Raw genomic sequence first — 23391 nt, 5'->3', positions numbered from 1 at the left:
TCAATCATCAATTAGCAATTAACAATGCCTATTGGTAATTGGTTCTTGTTAATTGTTATTTGAAAAAAAGCCTTTTAATAATTTAATATACAAATCTATACCTTCTTCAATTTCATGAACATAGATAAATTCATTTGCTGAGTGAGAACGAGTGCTGTCACCAGGTCCCATTTTCAGTGATTGGCAACTGAGCGCTGCTTGATCCGAAAGGGTAGGAGAGCCGTAAGTAGTTCTACCTAATGCTATCCCAGATTTCACTAACGGATGATCTTTGTCTATTTTCGATGAATTGAGGCGTAAAGATCGCTCCTTTAATTCGCATGGCGCATCGTTCTTTAGTAAATCTGCAATTTCTTTATTGGTATAGGCATCGTTTACCCGAACATCAACCACCATATCAACCTGTGCCGGCACCACATTATGTTGCGACCCTGCACTAATTTGGGTAACGGTCATTTTTACATCTCCCAAGGCTTCAGATGACTTTTTGAATTTGTAGTTCTTAAACCATTCTAAAACTTTAATAGAATTGTAAATGGAATTGTCTTCATTTGGATGCGCTGCGTGCGAGGGAGTACCCTTAACTACAGCATCAAAAACAACTAATCCTTTTTCGGCGATAGCAAGTTGCATTAATGTAGGTTCGCCAACTATGGCTACATCAATATGTGGTAAATTAGGAAGCAATCCGCGTAAGCTATTCTCTCCTGCATTTTCTTCTTCGGCAGAAGCGACCATTAAAATATTATGGTTGAGGTTTTCATCATTGTAATAATTCACGAAAGTTGCAAGAAGGGAAACTAAAGGTCCGCCTGCGTCATTACTCCCCAAACCGAATAATTTACCATCTTCAATGTGTGGCAAAAAAGGGTCTTTTGTATAGGCAGTATTTGGCTTTACAGTATCGTGATGCGAATTCAATAATAAGGTTGGTTTGCTATCGTCCCAATATTTATTTTTCGCTATAATATTGTTCAGATCCCGTTCTGTTGGTATGTTATATTTTGCCAACCACGCTTGTATTGCATCAGCAGTTTTGTCTTCTTCCTTAGAAAATGATTCTATTGAAATCAGTTCTTTTAATAGATCGATGGCACTTTCTGTAAGTTCTGTTTGATTCATACTATAGGGTTAACGTAGTGAACAGTTCGGTGTTTTTATCTAACATAGTTACATCGCCCAAACATACTTTTTCAACAGTATTGTTCAAAGCATGAAAGCAATTGTGGAGTTTAGGTAACATACCGTCAGCAATTACCCCTTCAGATAATAACTCTTTATATGTGGTTGTATTGATATGTTTTACCACACTATTATCATTTGCAATATCTAATAAAACACCTTTTTTCTCGAAGCAATAATAAAGAGTAGTTTCATAGGTAAATGCCATGCCGATTGCAATTTCAGAAGCAATAGTATCTGCATTGGTATTCAGTAACTGTCCTGCGCCATCATGCGATAATGCGCAAAAAACAGGCGTAAGATTTATAGATAATAGGTTACTGATTAATTCGGAGTTTACACCCTCAATATCACCTACGAATCCGTAATCAATTTCTTTAATTGGTCGTTTGTGTGCATGTATGCTATTACCATCAGCACCACTTAAACCAATTGCATTTATATTTTTTGCTTGAAGCTGGGCAACGATTTTCTTGTTTGCCAAGCCGCCATAAACCATGGTAATGATATCGACAGTTTCAGCATCGGTAATACGCCTGCCGTCTATCATTTTAGATTCAATACCTAATTTAGTTGCGAGTTGAGTAGCTAATTTACCACCACCATGAACTAGTATTTTCAATCCATCTAGCTTTGCAAATGCAGTAAGAAAAATAGCTAAAGCTTTTTCATCTTCAATGACATTACCACCAATTTTTACTACGCTTAATTTATTTTTCATTATCCGAAAATTTAAACATGAGTACCATGGCAACAATAAGAATTATGTTACTAACGGGTCCCATATAGGTTTTCCAATGTGCGGTGTTATGGTCGATATCAACCATATTTGCTACAAATAAAATGAGTGCAAATAGTGCGATACCAATATAAATCCATTTACTAATTTTCATTGCTTTCCAGTATTTTCTTTAAAACCAATTGAGCAGCATACGTTCTGTTATTCGCTTGTTCAATAACCAAAGACTGCTCACTATCTAAAACTTCATCGGCAACTACAACATTTCTACGTACCGGAAGGCAGTGCATAAACTTAGCTTTCCCTAATTTCTTAAGGGTCATTTGCCAATTACGATCTTGCGATTTTATTTGACCATAATCGGTATAGCTACTCCAGTTTTTCACATACACAAAATCGGCATTTTCTAAAGCCTTTTCTTGATTATATTCAATTTTAGAATCTTTAGTAATGTTGGGATCTAGTTCATAACCCTCAGGATGCGTAATTACAAACTCCGCATTTTGCTTTTGCATCATTTGAATAAATGAATTGGCAACCGCATGTGGTAAAGCCCTTGGGTGTGGCGCCCATGACAATACTATTTTTGGGTTATTCTTAAAGTTATGTTCTTCTAAAGTAATCGCATCTGTTAGTGCCTGTAAAGGATGCCCAACTGAGCTCTCCATATTTACTATAGGTACAGATGCGTAGGTTTTAAATCCGTTTAAAACTTCTTCTGCTTCATCTAATTCTTTGTCAACCAAGCCTGCAAATGCACGTATTGCTATGATGTCACAATACTGAGAAATTACCTGTGCAGCTTCTTTTATATGCTCAGAGGTACCTTGATCCATAATAGTGCCATCGGCGTATTCTAAAGCCCAACCTTCACTGCCAAAATTCATGACAATAACTTCCATACCTAAATTCATGGCCGCTTTTTGAGTACTTAAACGCGTACGAAGAGAGTTGTTGAAAAATAGGAGACCGATGGTTTTATCGTTACCTAAAGTCTTAAATTTTTTAGGCTGTTTTTTTAATGCAATAGCTTCTTTTACCCAGGTAGATAAAGAGTCGATATCGTTTATGGAAAGGTAATTCATGATGCTTTAATTTTTGTAAAAGTGCTTTTGTTATTCATGGCGTCGGTAATGAAATTATCGGTTAAGCCATTGGTAATCCAAGTTTCAATACCTGCTTTTTGTGCGATAGTTGCAGCCTCTATTTTAGACTGCATTCCGCCAGTGCCATGGGTCGATGTAGATTCCCCAATTTCTTTCTGTAATTCACTTAGGTCAGTTACCAGTTCTATGGTGGTAGGTTTTGCCGACGATAGCGATGCTTTTGTATAGATACCGTCTGTATTTGTGGCTATTATTAGTATATCTGCAGATAAAAGAGAAGCCGTTAAACCTGCTAACTTATCATTATCACCAAACTTAATTTCATCGGTTGCCACAGTATCATTTTCATTGATAATAGGAATGAAATTATTAGCAACGAGAACATTTATAGTATTTTTAATATTCACTCTAGTTTGTTCTTTTTCAAAGTCGGAATACGATAGCAAACACTGTGATGTAAAAAGACCTAACTCTCTAAAATTCTCTTGAAAAATACGCATTAAATGTGGCTGACCAATAGATGCTAGTGCCTGTTTTATGGTGATTTCTTCCCCGTTATGCTCCAATTTTACAAACTGCCTAGCTGCGGCAATAGCACCAGAACTTACGATTATGAATTCGTATTCATCTTTAAGTGCAGCTATTTGCCTACCAATATCTTCAATTTTACCACGAGAGATATGGTCGGTATCCTTCGTTAAAGTATTAGATCCTAATTTTAATAAAATTCTCTTTTTCAGCATTCTAATTCGATTTTGTCAGGTCAAGCTTTTATTTTTCCTAACTCCTAACTCCTAACTCCTAACTCCTAACTCCTAACTCCTAACTCCTAACTCCTAACTCCTTTTTTTGGGTTTCGACTGCGCTCAACCGGACACGTTTATCATTTGTTTTACGAACAACGAACAACCGTCAACTATCTCACCTGTCCATTCCCTTTTACATACCACTTATTGGTCACTAGGTGTTGTAAACCAATAGGTCCTCGCTGGTGTAATTTATCGGTACTGATAGCTAATTCACCACCAAGTCCGAATTGACCACCATCGGTAAAACGTGTAGATGCGTTATGATACACGGCAGCAGTATCAACGGACTGCATGAAAATTTCAGCTTCTTCTTCGTCTTTGGTAATGATGGCAGCTGAATGGCCACCACCATAGGTGTTAATGTGCTGTATGGCCTCTTCAACATCTGGCACTTGCCCGATAACAATTTTATAATCTAGAAATTCTTCGTGCCAAACAGATTCATCTACCATCTGAGAAGTACCTTCTAATCCGGCTAGTTTAGCATCGGTCAATATTTCTACATTGTGTTTTTTAAGTGTTTGAACCAAGTGATTTAGAAACTCCATTTTACGAGGTAGATTCCTTGAGATAATCACTTTATCCACCGCATTACATGCCGATATTTTCGTGGTTTTTGCATTGACAATTATATCTAATGCCATTTGCAGATCTGCTTCATGAGAAACATATACAAAGTTATTTCCACGACCACTAACAATTACAGGGCACTGGGCATGTTGTTTTACGAAAGCAATCAATTTTTCACCACCACGAGGTACAATCAAATCGAGCTTTTGAGTTGGTTTTTCAAGAAACTGTTGGGTTTCTTCTCGCGAATAATTGAGATAGGTAATCCAATCTTCAGAACAGTCGCAAGACTCTAAAGCTTTATGCCATAAATTGACTAAAACCAAATTGGAGTTCAATGATTCTTTTCCGCCTTTTAATAAAATTTTGTTTCCCGATTTAAAAGCGATTCCGGCTGCTTCGATAGTGACATCTGGTCTAGATTCATAGATAATCATAATAGTGCCGAACGGAGCCGTTTTATTACTGATTTCTAACCCGTTATCATGGGTAAATTGAAAGCGTTCTACGTGTAAAGGATCGGCTAATGCAGCTAATTTTTTCAAGGAAGAAACCATTTCTCTAACCTTATCTTTATCCACCTTTAAGCGGTCGATCATCGCAATATCATCAGATTCGAAAGAGTTTAAATCTTTCTCATTGGCAGACATTAAAATCGATTCTTCTTGAAGAACCAATTCTGCCATCCGTTTTAATACGGCATTTCTTTTTGCTAAGGTGAGCGTTTTTATCATGATAAAGCAGTCTTAAGAGCGGTGAAAAACACGTCTAAATCTTGTTTTGTAATGTTTAATGCCGGTAAAATTCTAAGTACCGTTTTGTCTTTGGCACCACCGGTAAAAAGGTGGTGCTCGTAAATTAATTTTTTGCGAAGATCAGCTACCTGAAAATCAAACTCTAGCCCAAGCATTAATCCCCTACCTTTTACTCGATTTACTTGCGGAATTTCTTTTGCCTTTTCACTGAAATACACACCCAGTTCTTCGGCATTTGCCATTAGGTTCTCTTTTTCAATAACTTCTAAAACAGCCAATGTGGCTACGCAAGCTAAATGGTTACCGCCAAAAGTGGTACCTAGCATTCCGTATTTTGCTTTAATATCTTCATGAATAAGAACACCACCAACGGGGAAGCCGTTACCCATACCTTTAGCAATACTGATAATGTCAGGTTGTATGTTGTGATGTTGAAATCCGAAGAATTTACCACTTCTACCAAATCCGCATTGTACTTCATCAGCAATTAATAAAGCATCATTTTCTTTACATAAAGCTGCTACTTTTTGTAAAAATTCTGTGTTGGGTTCATCTAACCCACCAACGCCTTGTATTGATTCTATAATTACGGCACATACATTCTTAGAAATTTCCCTTTCAAAACCCTTTGCATCGTTCAGGTCAAGAAAAACGACTTCATGTTGTTGATTTATTTCTGCATTTATAGACGGATTATCAGTTGCGGCTACAGCAGCAGAAGTACGTCCATGAAATCCGTTATTAAAGGCAATTATTTTAGATTTTCCGGTAGCAAAAGATGCCATTTTGAGTGCATTTTCATTGGCTTCGGCGCCAGAGTTACACATAAATAGATTATACGCCTCGCAACCAGAAACAACGCCTAATTTTTCAGCAAGTTCTTCTTGAAGCGGATTTTGAACTGCATTGCTATAGAATCCGATTTTATCTAATTGATCTTTCAAGCGCTTTACATAATGTGGGTGCGTATGACCAATTGATATTACGGCATGACCGCCATAAAAATCTAAGTAATCTTGACCTTTGTCATCGGTAACCACAATACCTTTTGCAGAAACAGGTGTAACATTATATAGTGGGTAAACGTCGAATAATTTCATAATTCAAAAGATTCAAGTTCATAAGAACTAATTGTATACTGGTATTTTATTTCGTTTTAAATTCGGTAATCTTATCGTATGAGGCAATAATACCACGTATTAATGATGAGCTTAAACCTTGGTGTTCCATTTCGTTTAGACCCGTAATAGTGCATCCCATAGGTGTCGTTACCCGATCAATCTCTTGTTCTGGATGATTGCCCGATTCAATAAGTAAGCTTGCGGCACCGTTGCACGTGTGCATAGCTAATTCTTGAGCCTCTTGAGCATCAAAACCTAACTGAATGGCACCTTGTGTTGTGGCGCGAATAAGTCGCATCCAAAAGGCAATGCCACTGGCGCAAATGACCGTTGCTGCTTGCATTTGAGTCTCAGGTATCTCCATACAATGACCCATTCTGTTGAAGATAGCCTTTGTTAGGTCAATACGTTTTTTACCCTTTTCATTACTGCAGATACACGTCATAGATTTACCAACAGAGATAGCGGTATTGGGCATACTTCTAACAATATAATTGTCTTTGCCGATAACCGCTTCTATTTTGTCAATTCCGAAACCGGTTATTGTTGAAATAATAACATGGTTTTCGGTAAGTAAATCTTTTACATCTTCTAGAATTGCAGCAAAATGAACGGGTTGAACGGCGAATATTAGAATGTCTGAATTTTGTATAGCCAAACGATTATCATTGGTTACAGTCACCTTATTGTGTTTCTCAAAATCTATGATAGATTTTGTGTCTCTTTTGGTAAGGTACATGGTGGTAGCACCGTTACTGTTCAGAATTCCGTTAGCAATGGAAAGGCCTAAATTACCTGCACCTATAATGGCTATTTTCATGTTTTATATTTTTCTTGTACCAATTACATAGTACTTTTTACATTGTTTCTAAAAGACACCGGCCTTTAGGTTCAGACCTAGACTTTCTTCTAATCCGAAAATGAGATTCATATTCTGTACCGCTTGTCCCGAAGCCCCTTTTAAAAGGTTATCAATTGCAGAAGTAATCAATAGAATATCATCATGTTTGTGTAAATGAATATGACACTGATTGGTATTTACAACCTGCTTTAGATTAATAGGTTCATCTGATATTTGTGTGAACACAGCATCTTTATAAAAATCTTTATAGATTTTTTCCGCACCTTCTAAACTACCATCAAATTTGGTGTAAGATGTTGCTAAAATTCCACGAGTGAAATTCCCCCTATTTGGCATGAAAAATAAGTTGCCCGTATTTTCTTGAAGCGAAGACAGACTCTCATTAATTTCACCTAAATGTTGATGGGTAAAAGGCTTGTACCAGCTTACGTTATTATTTCTCCATGAAAAATGCGAAGTAGCCGACGGACTAACGCCTGCCCCAGTACTGCCGGTTACGGCATTAATATGTACTTCGTTCTTTAATAGATTTGCCTTAGCCAGCGGTAAAAGTGCCAATTGAATAGCTGTCGCAAAACAACCTGGGTTTGCAATATATTGGGCGTTTTCTATGTCACTTTTGTTCAATTCTGGTAATCCGTATACAAACTGTTTTCCGTCAAAATCAGCATCGGCATGTAATCTAAAGTCATTGCTTAAATCAATGATAATAGTATCTTCAGAAAAATGATGTTCTTTTAAAAATGCGGTAGAATTACCATGGCCCAAGCATAGAAAAACAACATTCACATTTAGATTTACATTACCTGTAAATTCAAGTTCTGTAGTTCCTAATAAATCAGGGTGCGCCGTAGTTACTTTTTTGCCAGCTCTAGTAGTACTGAAAACAAAATCAATTTCTGTTGCCGGATGATTCAATAGAATTCGAATAAGCTCCCCACCCGTATAACCAGAACCGCCAATAATACCTGCTTTAATCATAATTTTATTTTTTCGTAATTAGTACGAAGTATTAAGTAATAAGTATTAAGTACGAAGTACTTGGTTTACTCAATAATCTAGATTTTAATGCACAGAGGCTTGCCTTGAGCTTTTTTACTTAATACTTTGTACTCATTACTTAATACTGTTTTTTCCTAACTCCTAATTATCCCCATTCACATGGTTATAAATTTTTCCAGGATTAGATAGAATTTTAATGAAGCCTTTCGCGTCATCTGCCGTCCAACCTTTGTTTACTTCACCATATTTGCCGAAAGCATCGGTCATTAAATCATGTTTAGATGAAATACCATGCAACCTGAATTGAAAAGGGTATAGACCAACGAATACGTCGCCAGAGACCATTTTTTGGGTATCTGTCAAGAAAGTCTCAATATTTCTCATAACAGGATCTAGGTAGTTGCCTTCATGTAATAGCATACCGTAGAAATTACCTTGCTGTTCTTTTTGATATTGTTGCCACTTTGTAAGCGTATGCTTCTCTAATAAGTGGTGCGCTTTTATAATAATTAAGGAAGCCGGAGCTTCAAAACCAACTCTACCTTTAGTACCAATTATAGTATCGCCAACATGAATATCTCTACCAATGGCATACTTTGAAGCTAGAGCCTCAAGCTTTTCAATATTTGCAACTGGGTTATCTTTTTTACCGTCGATAGCAACCAACTCACCTTTTTCGAAAGTCAGCTTTACATCGGTAGGATTTTTTTCTTGTAACTGGCTTGGGTAAGCACTGTCTGGTAATGCTTTATCAGAAGTTAAAGTTTCTTCACCACCAACCGATGTTCCCCAAAGACCTCTATTTACAGAGTATTTTGCTTTCTCCCAAGGGTAATCTACTCCGTTTTCTTTCAGGTATGCAATCTCTTCCTCCCTTGCTAGTTTATTATCTCTAATAGGGGTGATGATTTCAATTTCTGGTGCAATAATCTGAAAAATCATATCGAAACGTACTTGATCGTTACCGGCACCGGTACTACCGTGGGCGATGTAGCCAGCGCCTACTTTTTTGGCGTAGTTAACAATCTCAATGGCTTGTACAATACGTTCTGCACTCACCGAAAGAGGGTAAGTGTTGTTTTTTAGTACGTTACCGAATATTAGATACTTTACTACTTTGTCATAAAATGTCTGTACGGCATCAATAGAAGTGTATGAAGTTGCACCTAATTCAAGCGCTTTTCTTTCGATTTCTTTAATTTCATCGGATGAGAATCCGCCAGTATTTACACTTACTGCATGAACTTCAAATCCTTTGTCTTTTGATAAATGTTTTGCACAGTAAGAGGTATCTAATCCGCCGCTGTATGCTAGTACTAATTTTTTCATTGTAATATGTTCAAATCCCGTGATGCTGGGTAATTATTGTTTTGGTTTGATAGAAATTATTAAAATAGAATAGAGAAAAAGAGATTCGAAAATAGATTGATATTTTCATCATCCAGCTCATTTATTTCATTTTCTATACGCTAACTTTTATTTTCTTCTTTCTTTTTAAGAAACAAACTCTCTTTAATACTTTTTAATCTTGTAAAAGCTTTGCTATTTACTGGTTTCATTTCCTCAGTTTTTTTCTTATTGTTGCCATCGTAGAGCATGCCTGTGCATAAGCACATTTTTTGCTCTGTTCTGGTAAGAATATCGAAGTTCTTACAAGTTTGACAACCTTTCCAAAATTCTGGATCATCGGTTAGTTCTGAAAACGTAACGGGTTTGTAGCCAAGCTCATAGTTAATTTTCATAACAGCTAAGCCTGTAGTTATACCAAATATTTTGGCATCTGGAAATTTCTGTCTACTAAGTTCAAAAATCTTGGCTTTTATGCTTTTCGCAAGTCCCTGACCTCTGTAGTCTGGGTGAACTATGAGTCCCGAATTGGCAACAAATTTTTCGTGCCCCCAAACTTCAATGTAGCAGAAGCCTGCAAATTTATCTCCGTCCAAAGCTAAAATAGCATTACCGTTAGATAGTTTTCTTTGAATATATTCAGGGGTACGTTTTGCAATACCGGTTCCTCGAACTTTAGCAGATTCAGCTATGGTATCGCAGATATCCTGAGCGTATTTAAAATGTGATTCGTTAGCAACAATTAAGTTCATTGCCAGATAGATTTAAAAGTGTAAAAAAAGTTTTGATTTGCTGTGCGGAAATGGACTCACCTAATTCCATAATTATATCTTACCCTTACGGGCGACGACGGCGAGATGTGAACGGACGCGCAAGAGCAACTGGGCTCACGGTACTATATAAAAAGTAGATTTCTTCGTTCATTACAGGGTAAATGTACAAATTATATTTATTTGACATCACCCATAGTATAATTTTTACAAAAACCTCACTTTTTGTTATTATGTGCAACAATTTCATAAATAATGAAACCATACACTGCAATATATTCAATGGTAAGAAGCCATAGGTTTTCTTTAAAATCTGCCTGAGAATAAGCGAAGTAGCTCAATACAATGGCTGCAGACCATATTATAGCATATCTGTATGTAGTAAAAACAGAGAGCAGAACTAGAAAAATACCATACCAAGGGTGCACAGTGGTAGACATAAAATAGTAAATGGTCAATACCCACATCATAGACCATATTACCCTGTTCAAATCATACCGTTTGGGTAAAAATGTAAATAGACCTACAGTGGCTATGGTAATTAACGGGATAATTTTGCCATATTCTTTAATGAACTCCCACGGCTTTGCATTAAAATGTATGGCAGTTTTTTTAGCGATATTATAGATGCTAGCATTGAATTCAAAATTTGAGAACCAAAGCTTCAGGGTTTTAGAATAGTTGTCAATAAACTCTGGAGTATTAAATGGTAGAAAAAGAACAATTGAAGTGATACCGATGATCGTATAGAAAATGATACTTTTTTTCCATCCTAAGTACTTAAAGAATAAAGGCAAAAATAAGAGTGGAACAAGTTTTATTGAAATCGAGCATGCCATAACCACACCTGCAGTTTTCCATTTATCAATAGATAATAAAAACATGGATAGGATGAAGAAAAATAGCATAACCCCTTCGAAATGAAGGTTACCGGTAAGTTCAACAATTACAAGCGGATTTAAAAAATACCAGAATATTAAATGCGGAGATCTGTTCAAGTTTTTCAGTAGCTTTCTCCCAAAATAGAAAACACCAATATCAGCCAATATAATAATAGACCTCATAACCACTAACGAGCCGAACATACTTTTACCGCCAATAAGAGCTGCCAAAGCAAATAAAAGCTGGTTTAATGGGGGGTAATTACTGTAATGCCGTGCGCTTAAACTACCCATGCCCTCATAAAGTGCATTGGCATTCGGTATCATAGACACCATATTTCGCATAAGTTCATCGGGAGTGTGTAAATAGGGGTTGGCACCACTAGATACCAAGTGACCATCCCAAATAAAACGATAAAAATCTTGAGAAAGATTAGGTTCTGCACATAGAAAAATGAGTCTAAAAATGATGCCTATACCCAATAGAAACCTAAAGTTGAGTTTTTCGAACTGTATAAGTTTAAAACAGAAAAAGAAAAGCGCAACGAATAGGGTAAGAAGCTTAATGAAATCTGTTCTTTGCAAATAATAGGCAAAGGTGTAGTAGAATACTAAGCTTAAAAATGCCAATATCAAGGAAACCTTGTGTAGCTTCAAAAAAGTTTTTAGGTTAATCGGCATTGGGGGTTTGGTTTATAAACAAGTCAATTTACTGGATTTTATTTAAATTTGTTTTAGCGTTCCATCATTTTGCCAATAAGTTCTTTCATCATTTTTGCCGCCAAATAAGCGGTCATATCGTGGAAATCGCGATTTGGGTTATATTCTACAATATCAGCACCTACTACTTCGGTATCAATACTATGAATTAAATCTAATACTTGCCGCGATGAGAGTCCGCCTGGCTCATGATGCGAAACTCCCGGTGCAAAGGCAGGGTCAAAACCATCCATATCTAAAGAAATATACAGTGGATTCTCAAATTTAGGAATGTTATTTAAATCAAGGTTCCGCATTTCATGTACATCTACATTATATTTTTTTGCTTGTTCGGCCTGATGCGGATTCAAAGTTCTTATGCCTACTTGAACCAGTTTTACCGCAAAACCGTTTTCCATAATTCGGGCAAAAGGGCATGCGTGAGAATACGGGTCGCCTTCATAGTCATGGTACAGATCAGCATGAGCATCGATATGTAAAATATCTAGTTTTGGGTAGTGCTCATGAAACGCTTTTATTATAGGGAAGGTAACCGAATGATCACCACCTAATGAAAGTAGTTTAGCGCCAGATTCAAGATTCTTTCTGGTAATATCTGTAATATCAAAATACTCATTTATGGTAAAATCACCTTTATCGGTTAAGGTATCATTTTCAATCGATATCCCGAATTCGGTACATAAATTCATCGAATCGCTGTACAATGCTTTTCTAATTAGGCTAGGGGCTTTCGCCGGACCCTGTTGAAAAGAGGACTTAGCGTCCCAGTTTAAACCTTGAATATTAATAGTATGCATGAGTTTTGTAGTTATTTGATATTAAAATTAAAACATGGTGTTAGGATTCTCAGACTTTTCAGGAATTTGCTGAATAGCATCCCAATGTTCGCAAATTTTGCCATGGGTATCAAACCTAAAAAAATCCATAGTAATATATTGGTCATTATCAGGCCATATTTGGTGTGTGTGTAAAGCAACAAGATTGCCTTCTGCAATATTGCGCACAAATTCAATAGATTTCTTTGGGTATTCTATTTGCATACGTTCAAAGTAATCGATAAAACCCTGTGTACCGTTCGCTACTGCTGGGTTGTGTTGAATATGTCCGTTACCTACATATTTCTCTTTAGCCAGTTTCGGTTGCCCTAAAAAAGCTGTTCTGTAGTATGAAATGGCATTTTCTTTGTTTTTCTGTAAGACCATAATTTGAAATTTAGTCCTTAAGTATTTCAGTGATCGGAAGTTTTAATTTTTTATATTCAATAGGCAGGTCAACAAAAGCTTCATTAGTAAAGCTAAATGTACTGTCTCCGTCAAAAATCCAATAATTACCTTTTAATTTACCGTTTTCGCTAGAGGTATTTTCTCTTGGAACATTATTAATTGAATATTGGTTTTTCTCTTTGTTATACCAAATACCCAAGGCGCGCAAATCATTTTCGTCAGTGTAATTGAAAGAAATACGTGGTGCTATAGTACCATCCTTATTTTCAATAGTCACATCTTTATTGCTGAAATTTTCTAACTCTTTAGCCCATGGCAGTTTGTTTTCTTTCCATTTTACTAATTGCCCCCATTGTGCCAAGGTCAGTGCGGTATCTTTTTCTGTTTGTATGATGGTAAAAAGATGTTCTTGTACAATCTCAATTTTATGGTCTTTTGGATAAACGGTTACGGTGTTTTTGTCTGCCGCAATTTTGCTCTCTTCAATACCAAAAAATGAAGCTAAGAGAAAGAAAATAATATTAATTTGTTCCATTGATAAAACTATAGGGTTAAGAATTTTAAGCTTTAATAATTATCTTAAGTTAGTGAATATATATTTTTATGGTTTAATGTGGATATTCTTGTGATCAATTTAAATAAGTCTAGAAAAATAGTTTAATTCTTTGATGTGAAAATACCTTTTTGTTGATTATAAAAAGAGGAGTGTATATAATCAAAATCAGTATCTTTAAATCTTCCCCAGCTGCTATTCAGTATAATAATACACCAGTAGAATTTGAACAAACTAAATCGAAAATCAATTATCATGAAAAAAATTATTTCTACGAGCATTGCAACAAGCTTTTCTATAGCTTTTCTGCTACTCTCTTCTTGTAAAGAAGAACCAAAGGTTGAGGTAGACCAAACAGCAGAATTAAATAAATGGTTCGACGTTAAATACGAAGAGCAATTACAAATGAGTCCTTTAGGGTTGACCGCTCAAGGTCGAAAAGACCAATATGATAAAATTGATGATTTAAGTAAGGCTGCTGAAGAAAAAGAGCTAGCATGGTATACAGAAACCACCAACGAATTAAAAGAGAAATTCGATTATGATAAGCTAAACGATGCCGATAAAACGTCTTATGATCTATGGGTTTACCAATACGAAATATTAAAAGAAGGTGCCAAGTTTGAGAATTTAGATTACGTTTTTGACCAAATGCGAGGTATGCATACGCGTTTACCAAGTTATTTGATCAATTTTCATAAGGTCGATAGTATCGCTGATATGAACGCTTATATTTCTAGGGTAAAAGAGGCAGCTAGAGGTATTGATCAATTGGTGGTGAGAGCAAAAGAACAAGCTACGGCAGGTAATCTTCCTCCAAAATTTGCATTTACTACGGTTATCGCTCAAACAAAATCGTTAAAAGACGGTACACCATTATTAAATGATATGAATGGTAAAATTGATGCGCTTGTAGCTTCTGAAAAAATAACGACAGAAGAGGCTACACCACTTAAAGAGGAATCAGTAAAAGTTCTTAAGGATTATTTTTCACCATCGTATGAGAAATTACTGGCTTGGCTAGAAACAGAAATAGATAATGCCGAAGAAACCCCAACAGGTGTTAGTCGTCATGAAAACGGAAAAGATTTTTATAATTATCGATTAAAGGTGTTCACGACAACCGGAATGACGGCAGATGAGATCCATGAAATCGGACTACAAGAAGTAGCTAGAATAAAAGGGGAAATGATGGCAATTAAAGAAGAGGTAGGCTTTGATGGCGATTTAAATGAGTTCTTCAAATTTGTAAATACAGACCCACAATTCTTTTTTCCGAATACAGACGAAGGTAGACAGGGGTATTTAGATGAGTCTACAAAGTATTTAGATGACTTAACGAAGAAGTTACCAGACTACTTTGGTATTTTGCCAAAAGCAAAATTACAGGTAAAAAGGGTAGAGGCTTTTCGTGAACAAGATGGTGCGCCACAGCACTATTCTGCCGGCACACCAGACGGTTCTAGAAAAGGTACCTATTATGTACATTTATCAGATATGAACGCTATGCCGAAAACTACGATGGAAGGTGTTGCGTATCATGAAGGTAACCCAGGGCACCACATGCAAATTTCTATAGCACAAGAGTTAGAGGCGGTACCTAAGTTTAGAACTCAAGCAGGTTTTAGTGTTTATAGCGAAGGTTGGGGCTTATACTCAGAAGCATTGGCGAAAGAAATGGGCGGATACCAGAATCCGTACTATGATTTTGGTCGCTTGGTAAATGAAATTTGGAGAGCTATTCGTTTGGTAGTCGATACAGGTATACATGCTAAAGGATGGACAGAGGCTGATGCAATCAAATATTTCACCGAGAATTCTTCTATCTCTCAAGGTGCTATTATAGCCGAGGTTCAGCGTTATATGGTAATGCCAGGGCAAGCAACTTCTTATAAAATAGGAATGCTTAAAATTCAAGAATTGCGTAAAATGGCCGAGACTGAATTAGGTGATAAATTTGAGATTAAAGGCTTTCATGATACTATTCTTGGTGGCGGTGCTTTACCTTTAAATCTATTGGAGCGTAGGGTGAAAGCTTGGATAGCATCCCAGAAATAATAAGAATTCATCTATTTTAAAGTATATTGACACGCCATAAACGAAAGTTTATGGCGTGTGTTTTTTAATAGGAGTCCGGTGGATAAGGAAGAGAAAAAATCGAAACGAAATAAACAACCATGGCCAACAAAAGATGCCATGCAGCAGGTCTATGAAAAGAACCTGTGGGGTAGTGGTACTTCAGATTTTTACTCTGGTGAAGGTTCTCATAAACCAGAAATTGTAAAACCTTATGTCGAGACATTGATTGCATTTTTAACTTCATTTGAAAATCCCATTTCAGTATGTGATCTAGGATGCGGAGATTTTAATGTGGGCAAAGAATTGGTGTGTTACACCAAGAACTATATAGCTGTAGATATTGTTCCAGAACTGATGGAGCGAAACAGTGAGAAATTTAAAGCAACGAACTTAGAATTTCATTGTTTAGATATTGCCAAAGACACATTGCCTAGCGCAGATTGTGCTATGGTTCGACAAGTATTGCAGCATATTTCTAATGATGAGGTAAAGCAAGTGGTGGCTAAATTATCGAGTTATGAATATGTAATCGTCACAGAACATTTGCCAGAAGTTGATTTTACGCCCAATAAAGATATTATCTCAGGTCAAGGTACTCGTTTAAAAAAGCAGAGTGGTATCAATCTTTTGTTGGCACCATTTAATTTTAAGGTGATTGAAGAGAGCGTTTTATTGTCGGTTACTGATGAAAACGGCCTAATTGTAACCACTTTATACCGTTGCAGATAAATCCTATTTTTTAGGCATAAAATTTTTCAATCCTGATAAATATCATAGTATACATTAGCCTTGTTATCTAGTTTTGATGGTATCATAAAAACAAAAGTAGATGAGCAAAGTAGAAATAAATCAAGGTGAGATAAAAGTAAAATTTAATGAACCAACTTCAGGTAAATTATCTTTTGAAGAATTATGAATTTCTAATGAAGGAGCAGAGCTAGAAAGTGGATTGCTTCGTTTGGTCTTTGATTTAGAAGGTATTGGTGAGCATGACTATTACCAAGTGCCAACTTTAGAGTTGTTTTACGAAGAAAATATGGCTGAGACCCATTGGGTATGTGAGTTCAACGGAAAAACTATTTTAGATAAATTAGATCATTACGGTCATTCAACTATTTTATTATTGAATAGAGATGTGTTGAGTAAGCTAGAGCAGCATCATGAAAATGTATTGATTGTTCATGCCGAATTTCCTCGACCGGCAAAGTTAAATTTGAAAGAATCTTCTATTCATTTATTTAAGTAAACGAGAATAAATTTTTTAAGAAGAGGATAGCGAAAGGTTCGTTTGTGTTACAGTGGTAGTTCATAACAAGCAGACCATTTAGATTGTTGTTTAGTTCACAGGTCATTTTCGCTATCCTTCTTTTTTACAGCTTCTTGCTGCATATATTCAAGAGCCCAAACAGCAATTCGGCGTCTTCAAAAGTTTCAGTTTTCTTGTTTAAGTTTCAACTCAATGTTTAAATTCCAATTAATGCAATTTGTCTTTTGGAATGGTTTCCTTTGGTAAGTTCTGTCAAGACTTTGAGCTTAAAGCTCTCACTAAAGCGTTTTACATATCCATCATTTTTATACATATACTTGAAGTGTTTTGTATACATATTTCAGGACGGGTCGGTATTGGGTACAAAGGTTAGGATAAGAAAAGTAGCGGATTTTAAGCACTTGATTTTCGGAAGGCAAGATAATTAATTTAGCACAAAAACGGTTCAGCAGGGTATTATCTAAAATACTATTTTTTATTTACATTTTTATGTGGCGTTTTTATCATCCATTTTATTTTCTTGTTTCTACATATTCTCTCAATGCTTCTAAATAAAGGATGTTAAAAGAACTTCCCGAAAATGGATTTTGACTAGTAACTAGATTTCTATCTCTTATCGCAAAGTTTGCTTTTGGTAAACCACTTTTATATTTCAGTCCTAATTTTCTTAGCTGTTTAGCTATTTTTCTGTTTTTAGGTTTTCCTTTCATTATGAATTTTTCTATAACAAATTCTTCAATAGGAGATACAGCATTGACTTTATATCCAATATAAGGATTTTCTTCTGCTGGAATTGTCAAAATAAGACTAGGAGCGTGGCAAATAAGTCCAGTTGGTTTGTTTTCTCTTGCAAAATGTTTTAAAAGAATAGGAATGTTTTTGTCTTCAACTAAATCTATCATTAATCCTTGTCCGCCTGGAATAATTACACCTATATAGTTACCTTGATTTTTAATTGCGTTTTCAAGTGTGATTGGATTATTGAACGAACAGTCTTTTTTTATAAATACTACAGCTTCATTCTTAACTTCTAATATATCTTCCCAATACTTATCGTTGATACTCTCTTCATCAATTGTTGCGACAACACCATTTGGAGTGGCAAATTCCACTTTATATCCATTTTCAGAAACAGATTTGTATGCCAAATAAAATTCATTTAAAAAGACACCTGTTTGTCGTAGTTTTTGACCATTATTTAGCTCTAAAGTGTTTGCTGCACTCAAAACAAAAAGAATTTTCTTGTTTGAGCGAAAAGTGATATGTTCGTGATCATTGCAACTATTATAATTAAAATTAGTTTTTTCATTTAAAGATTATTTAGCTGCGATAATTTCTATTTGACAATTTGGAGCTGTTGCTAATAAAGGTAAAGGAACAATAGTACTGGCTGGAAAATCTTTTACTCTCCATTCTTTAGATGCTACATCTATCAAAATTTGCTTTTTCTCTAGTGTAAAATCTACAATATAAACAGTTTGTTTCACTACATCATCTAATGATAATCCAGCTGATTCTAGAGCTATTTTAATATTAGAAACAGTTTGTTTCACTTGTTCTTCAAAATTTTCTGAAATCAATTTACCTTCTATGTTTGAAGCCCATTGACCTGAGAAATAATACATTTCTTTTCCTGCTGGAACTTTAACAATATGAGAAAAGCCATTGTACTTTGGATTAAATAATCCTTTTGGGTTGATAAAACTGTTTTTTTCTTGAGCCATACTATTCTTTTTTTGAGAGTTTAAGTTTTCTGATTCCGTGCACGAAAACAATATTGACAATATTGCAATCGACATTATCTTTCTTATCATAATTTTGGAGTTTTAATTATGATACAAAGGAATTACACATAAGAATGGTATGCATTTACATATGTAAAGAAAACTAGCTCTTGCTGTTTTTGGCTCTGATCCGACTTAATTGTGTAGGTGTTATACCTAGGTAAGAGGCAATATGGTATTGAGGTATGAGTTGTTCTAATTGGGGGTATTCTGTTTGAAAAATAGCATATCGTTTGTTTGCTTCTAGCAATACAATTTCTACTTCTCGTTTTTCTTTATCAACAAAATAGCGTTCTGCAATCTTCCTTAAAAGCCTTTCTAAATCTTGATGTTTGTCTAATAAATCAGTTAATTTTCTGTAGTTTCCTATTAGTAAATCACAGTCCGTTAACGCTTGTTGATTTATAGTATTTGGAAGTTGAGTTACCAATGAAGAATAGCCACCGATCATATTGTTTTTTGTGAAGAAATGTTTGTTATATTCTATACCTTCATTATTACGATAGAACGCTCTAACAACACCTTGTTTAACGAAGCCAAAGTTTTTAGCGACTTCACCTTCTTTTAAAAAAAACTCACCTTTTTTTAATGAATGCTCTGTAAACAGTTTTTTCACTTCATTCCAAGTTTTTTCTTGAATGGGAGAAATAGTATGAAGAAAATTATAGAGGTCTTTCAAATTAGGTTTCGTATTTTTTAATGTTGATTTAGGCTAAGCGTAGTGCGGTAGTAAGGAAACTTTTCGTTTCCGTCTACGCAAGAAGCTAAAGCTTATTGTTTAGTTTTATTTTTTCTTGTCCAAAGCTAAATCCATAAGATTTAGCGACCTCATAAATATACACAGACCTTTCGATTTTGCCCTAAAGTCTGCAATACGATTTGGCATTGTTAGCAAATGTATTTTATGTCATAGTTGGCATTCATTAAAGGCAGGAATATATCTATACCATATTAGAATGTTATTTACTTAATACTTTTAATTCCTTTATCTGGTCTACAAACAAGTATATAAAACTAGCCATCCAAGCTATATAACCAAATCCAACATAAACCTCCATATTTTTACCTCCAGCATTTTCGGGAAGTTCTCTAATTCCAATCGCAAACAATCCTAAAACTATTGCCGCACCAGACAATTTAATTTGAGTTTTCAAATTCAGTTTCGTAGCTAGTAAACTAAATAAGTACAAAAAATTCGATATCCAAGACAAACTTATAAATACGCTACCTCCTAATATGCCTACCCAGCCTAAAAATAATCCCATAATACCTAATAGTAACCCTGCATTAAAAAAAATTGGCAATACCATTGAAACTAGATAAATTATAAAAGATGGATGTATTTCTTTATTGGCTATTTTCATATTTGTGGTAACGGTTCGGCTATGAACAGTACGGGAGCAAACTGGCGTTTGCTTTCCGCCACGCACATAGCGAAATCTTTTTGTTTTGATTTATTTTTTCCTGTCCAGAGCAAAATCCAAAAGATTTTGCGGACTTCATAAAAATACGTAAACCCTGGCGTTTAAAACCTAAGCCCGTATTGTTTATAGGTTGTGTTGTACGCTGGTATTTCCGTCCGAGTGTGTTATTTCAATTACTTTTTAGTTTTTCAGCTACTTCATCATAATATTCTTGTGTAACTACTTCAGTCCAAGAAGTTGGTTGTCCACCACCATATAAAGCCAAATATGTTACATCACTAAGCTTTGAAGAGGAATGCCAATGTTCGATATCTTTCTCACATTTAATTACATCTCCTTCTTTCAAAATTACAGGCTCATTTCCTCTCTCCTGATAATAGGCTTCTCCATCTACAATTATTAAGACTTGCGCCGTTCCATGTTTATGCCAGTCCAAGGTTGAGTTTGCTTTAAAAGTTGCTTTTGTAATATTATAACCCAATTCCTCATCATCGTGAATAATGGCATTCAACCAAGCTTCTCCGATATAATGAGTATTTGGCGCTTTTGTTCCATCTGTTAGATATGAGGATACCTTGTAATCTGAGTTTTGGGAAAATACAGATACAGAGGTTAAAATTAATATGAGGAAAATTGATTTTTTCATTTTCTTGATGTTTAAATATTTCTTGTTTGTTCCGATTTTCATGCTTGCGTACAACGTCTCGGCTCGTATGTTTGGTTCTTAGTTTGAAGATACTATAATTATATAAATCAAAGAGACAATAAAGGAGAGAGATTTAGAGGTTGGGCTAGATACAAGTTTATTGATATCGTTGCATAGATTAACTACTCTTCTTAAGCTACTACTTTTATAAAAGTAGTAGCTTGGATACTAACAAAAGCTAAAATAGAAGGGACAGAGAGTTCTCGGCTAGATACACTTTAGGGTGATATCGTTTCATAGAAATCCCGCCCTTCTATAATTTTCTTGGAATCTGAACAGTACCTAGGTCCTTTAGATAGAGATCGAATCAAGTGCGAGCAAAGATGATAAAGAGAATTACAGCTTAAAAACCGAAGAAATGGAAAAGTATTTAAAACAGAGTCTGGGCATCGATGTTTCAAAATTGAACTTGTCATTATCGTTAGGTTCCCTAAATAAAAAACTGGTCAAGGAGTTCGAGTCCCGTCCCGATGTATCCAATGATCTAAAGGGCTATAAGGTACTCTTGAAATGGCTGAAGGCATCAGTTGATAGTGAGGTGGAATTGTTGGTAGTGATGGAAGCTACTGGAGTATATCACCAAAGTATCGCTCATTATCTATACGAACAGGGCTATTCGGTCTGTATAATGCAATCTGGTCGTGTAAAACGCTACGCACAGAGCTTGGACCAACGTTCAAAAACGGATGCGTTGGACAGTAGAATGCTCAGTATGCTGGGCCTGGAAAGAAACATCCGTCTTTGGCATCCGCCCAGTGAGGAGTTGCAGGAACTAAAAGGATTGAGCAGGGAACGTAGTTCATTGTTGAACGATAGAACGATGGAGACCAATCGACAAGGAGCTATCGCATCGAGTGTTCATAACAATGCAAGGGCATTGAAAAGGCACAAGATCAGGTTAAAGCTTCTTAACACCCAGATAGCTGCGGTCGAAGAAGATATGCAACTTCTGATTTCTAAAAATGAAGTATTGAAAAGGAAGCTCGATTATTTGACAAGCATCCCAGGAATATCCTTTATATCTGCGGCTACGGTAATCGGAGAAACGTTAGGCTTCGAATCTATAGTCAATGCCAAGCAGTTGGCGAGCTATGCCGGTTATGATGTGGTATTGAGAGAATCGGGGAACTTCAAGGGAAAGACCAGGATCAGTAAAAGAGGGAATAGTCACATCAGAGCGGCATTACATATGCCATCGTTGACTTGTGTGCGTTGTAATCCAACATTGAAGGTTTTTTACAATAGACTTAAGCCAAAAAAAGCAAAGCCGTTAGTGGCTTTAATAGCAGTTCAGAGAAAACTCTTAATTCTAATGTACACCTTATGGAAAAACGAAGAAGTTTACGATGCAAAGTTTGAAACAAAAAAGCAGCAAAAGCATGAAGCCCTTGCTGCGCAGGATAACAAATTGATTGCTCAACTTGTTTCCTAAAATTTTAAAGAAAAAACTTGTTTTTTAACACAGTACCTAAGCGTAGTGCGGTAGTAAGGAAACTTTTCGTTTCCGTCTGTGCACGAAGCTAAAGCTTTTGGTTTTGCTTTTTCTTTTTTTGTCCAAAGCTAAATCCCAAAGATTTAGCGACACTCTAAATATACACAGACCTTTCGTTTTAACACTTTAGTCCGCATTACGTTTAGGTTTTGTTGTGCGTAGTTTTTCCACTTCCAGCATATTTTCAGATAAATCCACTATCTTAAATTTCATCCATTCAAATTTTTCTGGCGAATTGAATTTAGCATATTCTTCAGGTTCTTGTTCTTTGAACTCTTTTAACCACACTTGCATATAATCAATCTGAACAATTCCATTACTTTCATCAAAAGTCCAAGTTCCATTTTCTGTAACTGTACCAAAACAGAAAATCGCACTAGAAGTCTGTACTTCGGCTTTATTAAAGGCTAGAAGAGAAAATTTAGAGCTTTTAATCGCAAGTTTGGAATCCGAGTCTTCACAGCGTTTATAAATCCGTTTTTGAGGTCGCTGTCCATCTTCGTTTCGTTCCAAAATCCAACAACCATACAAGTCAAATTCCGTAATTGCCTTATCCTGTCCGTTTGCAGATAAAAAGAACGCAACTAAAATCAAGAAAACAAAGGCTGATTTTTTCATATTTGTTGAAGCATCAAGAATTGCTCCAAAATTACGCACAACGGTTCGGCTAAGCTTAGTGCGGAGGCAAGTAAACTTTTGGTTTCCGTCTGCGCACGAAGCTAAAGCTTATTGTTTTGCTTTTTCTTTTTTTGTCTAAAGCTAAATCCATAAGATTTAGCGACTTCATAAATATACACAGACCTTTCGGTTTTGCCCAAAAGTCCGCATTACGTTTAGGCATTGTGTGTGCCCAGTATGGGCATCTTTATCTTATAGCAATATAAGAATTTATTTAGAGGGTGTAAGTCCCTTATGCGCTGGAGTAACGTCTGGAAGCATTAGTAAGTCGCAAGGGTGGTAACCGTGAGGTTACATCTGAAGAAAGCGAGACTACAAAAC

At 35.8% G+C, this 23391-nt stretch carries 25 protein-coding genes; 4 read left to right on the top strand and 21 right to left on the bottom strand.

Annotation, left to right across the window (positions count from 1 at the left end; genetic code table 11):
- Positions 1 to 48 precede the first annotated feature (48 nt).
- The 15 genes from ACEN2N_RS06555 to ACEN2N_RS06485 all read right to left on the bottom strand — a co-directional run bounded on the left by ACEN2N_RS06555 (position 49) and on the right by ACEN2N_RS06485 (position 13622).
- A complete protein-coding gene (locus ACEN2N_RS06555; protein ID WP_441823579.1) occupies positions 49 to 1122 on the bottom strand; it encodes a M20 family metallo-hydrolase in 1074 nt (357 codons plus the stop codon).
- Between the two features lies 1 nt (position 1123).
- Entirely contained in the window at positions 1124 to 1903 is a 780-nt protein-coding gene (argB, locus tag ACEN2N_RS06550) for an acetylglutamate kinase (RefSeq protein WP_441823578.1), read from the bottom strand.
- Positions 1893 to 2075: a hypothetical protein gene (locus ACEN2N_RS06545; RefSeq protein ID WP_424002901.1), complete on the bottom strand. Its 183-nt coding sequence runs from the start codon at positions 2073 to 2075 to the stop codon at positions 1893 to 1895. Before ACEN2N_RS06545 ends, argB begins: the two co-directional genes overlap by 11 nt.
- Positions 2065 to 3006, bottom strand: coding sequence for an acetylornithine carbamoyltransferase (locus ACEN2N_RS06540; protein WP_441823577.1), 942 nt, complete (start codon positions 3004 to 3006; stop codon positions 2065 to 2067). The genes ACEN2N_RS06545 and ACEN2N_RS06540 overlap by 11 nt, the downstream gene beginning before the upstream one ends.
- Complete coding sequence (gene proB, locus ACEN2N_RS06535) at positions 3003 to 3770, bottom strand: glutamate 5-kinase (RefSeq protein ID WP_441823576.1); 768 nt, start codon at positions 3768 to 3770, stop codon at positions 3003 to 3005. Before proB ends, ACEN2N_RS06540 begins: the two co-directional genes overlap by 4 nt.
- Before the next feature lie 173 nt (positions 3771 to 3943).
- Positions 3944 to 5140: a glutamate-5-semialdehyde dehydrogenase gene (locus ACEN2N_RS06530; RefSeq protein ID WP_441823575.1), complete on the bottom strand. Its 1197-nt coding sequence runs from the start codon at positions 5138 to 5140 to the stop codon at positions 3944 to 3946.
- On the bottom strand, positions 5137 to 6261 hold the full coding sequence (locus ACEN2N_RS06525; protein ID WP_441823574.1) for an aspartate aminotransferase family protein: 1125 nt from the start codon (positions 6259 to 6261) through the stop codon (positions 5137 to 5139). The genes ACEN2N_RS06530 and ACEN2N_RS06525 overlap by 4 nt, the downstream gene beginning before the upstream one ends.
- A gap of 46 nt (positions 6262 to 6307) precedes the next feature.
- Positions 6308 to 7102, bottom strand: a complete 795-nt coding sequence (gene proC / locus ACEN2N_RS06520; protein WP_441823573.1) for a pyrroline-5-carboxylate reductase — start codon at positions 7100 to 7102, stop codon at positions 6308 to 6310.
- A 48-nt stretch (positions 7103 to 7150) separates the two neighbouring features.
- Positions 7151 to 8125, bottom strand: coding sequence for an N-acetyl-gamma-glutamyl-phosphate reductase (gene argC / locus ACEN2N_RS06515; protein ID WP_441823572.1), 975 nt, complete (start codon positions 8123 to 8125; stop codon positions 7151 to 7153).
- Between the two features lie 162 nt (positions 8126 to 8287).
- Positions 8288 to 9475, bottom strand: a complete 1188-nt coding sequence (gene argG, locus ACEN2N_RS06510) for an argininosuccinate synthase (protein WP_441823571.1) — start codon at positions 9473 to 9475, stop codon at positions 8288 to 8290.
- A gap of 140 nt (positions 9476 to 9615) precedes the next feature.
- Positions 9616 to 10245 carry a GNAT family N-acetyltransferase gene (locus tag ACEN2N_RS06505; protein WP_441823570.1) on the bottom strand — a complete coding sequence of 210 codons (630 nt, stop codon included), beginning with the start codon at positions 10243 to 10245 and terminating at the stop codon, positions 9616 to 9618.
- Positions 10246 to 10481: 236 nt separating this feature from the next.
- A complete protein-coding gene (locus ACEN2N_RS06500; protein WP_441823569.1) occupies positions 10482 to 11825 on the bottom strand; it encodes a mannosyltransferase in 1344 nt (447 codons plus the stop codon).
- A 53-nt stretch (positions 11826 to 11878) separates the two neighbouring features.
- Complete coding sequence (speB, locus tag ACEN2N_RS06495) at positions 11879 to 12661, bottom strand: agmatinase (RefSeq protein WP_441823568.1); 783 nt, start codon at positions 12659 to 12661, stop codon at positions 11879 to 11881.
- Positions 12662 to 12688: 27 nt separating this feature from the next.
- Positions 12689 to 13066 carry a nuclear transport factor 2 family protein gene (locus ACEN2N_RS06490; protein ID WP_441823567.1) on the bottom strand — a complete coding sequence of 126 codons (378 nt, stop codon included), beginning with the start codon at positions 13064 to 13066 and terminating at the stop codon, positions 12689 to 12691.
- 10 nt (positions 13067 to 13076) lie between these two features.
- Positions 13077 to 13622 (bottom strand): hypothetical protein, encoded by a 546-nt coding sequence (locus tag ACEN2N_RS06485; protein ID WP_441823566.1) that lies wholly within the window; start codon positions 13620 to 13622, stop codon positions 13077 to 13079.
- A 273-nt stretch (positions 13623 to 13895) separates the two neighbouring features.
- Here ACEN2N_RS06485 and ACEN2N_RS06480 point away from each other — a divergent pair, with 273 nt between their 5' ends.
- The 3 genes from ACEN2N_RS06480 to ACEN2N_RS06470 all read left to right on the top strand — a co-directional run bounded on the left by ACEN2N_RS06480 (position 13896) and on the right by ACEN2N_RS06470 (position 16965).
- Positions 13896 to 15698: a DUF885 domain-containing protein gene (locus ACEN2N_RS06480; protein WP_441823565.1), complete on the top strand. Its 1803-nt coding sequence runs from the start codon at positions 13896 to 13898 to the stop codon at positions 15696 to 15698.
- A 78-nt stretch (positions 15699 to 15776) separates the two neighbouring features.
- Positions 15777 to 16448, top strand: coding sequence for a methyltransferase domain-containing protein (locus tag ACEN2N_RS06475; protein WP_441823564.1), 672 nt, complete (start codon positions 15777 to 15779; stop codon positions 16446 to 16448).
- Between the two features lie 229 nt (positions 16449 to 16677).
- A complete protein-coding gene (locus tag ACEN2N_RS06470) occupies positions 16678 to 16965 on the top strand; it encodes a hypothetical protein (RefSeq protein WP_441823563.1) in 288 nt (95 codons plus the stop codon).
- Positions 16966 to 17498: 533 nt separating this feature from the next.
- Here the strand turns inward: ACEN2N_RS06470 and ACEN2N_RS06465 are convergent.
- The 5 genes from ACEN2N_RS06465 to ACEN2N_RS06445 form a co-directional block, all read right to left on the bottom strand.
- Positions 17499 to 18212, bottom strand: coding sequence for a DJ-1/PfpI family protein (locus tag ACEN2N_RS06465; RefSeq protein WP_441823562.1), 714 nt, complete (start codon positions 18210 to 18212; stop codon positions 17499 to 17501).
- Positions 18213 to 18302: 90 nt separating this feature from the next.
- On the bottom strand, positions 18303 to 18710 hold the full coding sequence (locus ACEN2N_RS06460) for a RidA family protein (RefSeq protein ID WP_441823561.1): 408 nt from the start codon (positions 18708 to 18710) through the stop codon (positions 18303 to 18305).
- A 163-nt stretch (positions 18711 to 18873) separates the two neighbouring features.
- Positions 18874 to 19386, bottom strand: coding sequence for a Crp/Fnr family transcriptional regulator (locus tag ACEN2N_RS06455; protein WP_441823560.1), 513 nt, complete (start codon positions 19384 to 19386; stop codon positions 18874 to 18876).
- Between the two features lie 343 nt (positions 19387 to 19729).
- The gene (locus tag ACEN2N_RS06450) at positions 19730 to 20134 is read right to left on the bottom strand and encodes a hypothetical protein (protein WP_441823559.1); all 405 of its coding nucleotides are present in this window, start codon (positions 20132 to 20134) and stop codon (positions 19730 to 19732) included.
- Between the two features lie 229 nt (positions 20135 to 20363).
- On the bottom strand, positions 20364 to 20840 hold the full coding sequence (locus ACEN2N_RS06445; protein WP_441823558.1) for a cupin domain-containing protein: 477 nt from the start codon (positions 20838 to 20840) through the stop codon (positions 20364 to 20366).
- 418 nt (positions 20841 to 21258) lie between these two features.
- On the opposite strand from ACEN2N_RS06445, the gene ACEN2N_RS06440 reads away from it, so the two are divergent.
- The gene (locus ACEN2N_RS06440) at positions 21259 to 22332 is read left to right on the top strand and encodes an IS110 family transposase (protein ID WP_441823557.1); all 1074 of its coding nucleotides are present in this window, start codon (positions 21259 to 21261) and stop codon (positions 22330 to 22332) included.
- A 186-nt stretch (positions 22333 to 22518) separates the two neighbouring features.
- Here ACEN2N_RS06440 and ACEN2N_RS06435 read toward each other — a convergent pair whose 3' ends face one another.
- Positions 22519 to 23010, bottom strand: coding sequence for a hypothetical protein (locus ACEN2N_RS06435; RefSeq protein ID WP_441823556.1), 492 nt, complete (start codon positions 23008 to 23010; stop codon positions 22519 to 22521).
- Positions 23011 to 23391: the final 381 nt, after the last annotated feature.

Origin of the sequence: Maribacter spongiicola, assembly GCF_052119685.1 — a bacterium.
In the GTDB taxonomy this organism is placed as follows: Bacteria; Bacteroidota; Bacteroidia; order Flavobacteriales; family Flavobacteriaceae; genus Maribacter; species Maribacter spongiicola_A.
This window is presented reverse-complemented; position numbering and strand designations above follow the sequence as displayed.

Bases quoted from the DNA above. Each gene is read 5' to 3' on its own strand.
- ACEN2N_RS06555 (WP_441823579.1), bottom strand. From the start codon at position 1,122: ATGAATCAAACAGAACTTACAGAAAGTGCCATCGATCTATTAAAAGAA.
- argB (WP_441823578.1), bottom strand. From the start codon at position 1,903: ATGAAAAATAAATTAAGCGTAGTAAAAATTGGTGGTAATGTCATTGAA.
- ACEN2N_RS06545 (WP_424002901.1), bottom strand. From the start codon at position 2,075: ATGAAAATTAGTAAATGGATTTATATTGGTATCGCACTATTTGCACTC.
- ACEN2N_RS06540 (WP_441823577.1), bottom strand. From the start codon at position 3,006: ATGAATTACCTTTCCATAAACGATATCGACTCTTTATCTACCTGGGTA.
- proB (WP_441823576.1), bottom strand. From the start codon at position 3,770: ATGCTGAAAAAGAGAATTTTATTAAAATTAGGATCTAATACTTTAACG.
- ACEN2N_RS06530 (WP_441823575.1), bottom strand. From the start codon at position 5,140: ATGATAAAAACGCTCACCTTAGCAAAAAGAAATGCCGTATTAAAACGG.
- ACEN2N_RS06525 (WP_441823574.1), bottom strand. From the start codon at position 6,261: ATGAAATTATTCGACGTTTACCCACTATATAATGTTACACCTGTTTCT.
- proC (WP_441823573.1), bottom strand. From the start codon at position 7,102: ATGAAAATAGCCATTATAGGTGCAGGTAATTTAGGCCTTTCCATTGCT.
- argC (WP_441823572.1), bottom strand. From the start codon at position 8,125: ATGATTAAAGCAGGTATTATTGGCGGTTCTGGTTATACGGGTGGGGAG.
- argG (WP_441823571.1), bottom strand. From the start codon at position 9,475: ATGAAAAAATTAGTACTAGCATACAGCGGCGGATTAGATACCTCTTAC.
- ACEN2N_RS06505 (WP_441823570.1), bottom strand. From the start codon at position 10,245: ATGAACTTAATTGTTGCTAACGAATCACATTTTAAATACGCTCAGGAT.
- ACEN2N_RS06500 (WP_441823569.1), bottom strand. From the start codon at position 11,825: ATGCCGATTAACCTAAAAACTTTTTTGAAGCTACACAAGGTTTCCTTG.
- speB (WP_441823568.1), bottom strand. From the start codon at position 12,661: ATGCATACTATTAATATTCAAGGTTTAAACTGGGACGCTAAGTCCTCT.
- ACEN2N_RS06490 (WP_441823567.1), bottom strand. From the start codon at position 13,066: ATGGTCTTACAGAAAAACAAAGAAAATGCCATTTCATACTACAGAACA.
- ACEN2N_RS06485 (WP_441823566.1), bottom strand. From the start codon at position 13,622: ATGGAACAAATTAATATTATTTTCTTTCTCTTAGCTTCATTTTTTGGT.
- ACEN2N_RS06480 (WP_441823565.1), top strand. From the start codon at position 13,896: ATGAAAAAAATTATTTCTACGAGCATTGCAACAAGCTTTTCTATAGCT.
- ACEN2N_RS06460 (WP_441823561.1), bottom strand. From the start codon at position 18,710: ATGGCTCAAGAAAAAAACAGTTTTATCAACCCAAAAGGATTATTTAAT.
- ACEN2N_RS06450 (WP_441823559.1), bottom strand. From the start codon at position 20,134: ATGAAAATAGCCAATAAAGAAATACATCCATCTTTTATAATTTATCTA.
- ACEN2N_RS06445 (WP_441823558.1), bottom strand. From the start codon at position 20,840: ATGAAAAAATCAATTTTCCTCATATTAATTTTAACCTCTGTATCTGTA.
- ACEN2N_RS06440 (WP_441823557.1), top strand. From the start codon at position 21,259: ATGGAAAAGTATTTAAAACAGAGTCTGGGCATCGATGTTTCAAAATTG.
- ACEN2N_RS06435 (WP_441823556.1), bottom strand. From the start codon at position 23,010: ATGAAAAAATCAGCCTTTGTTTTCTTGATTTTAGTTGCGTTCTTTTTA.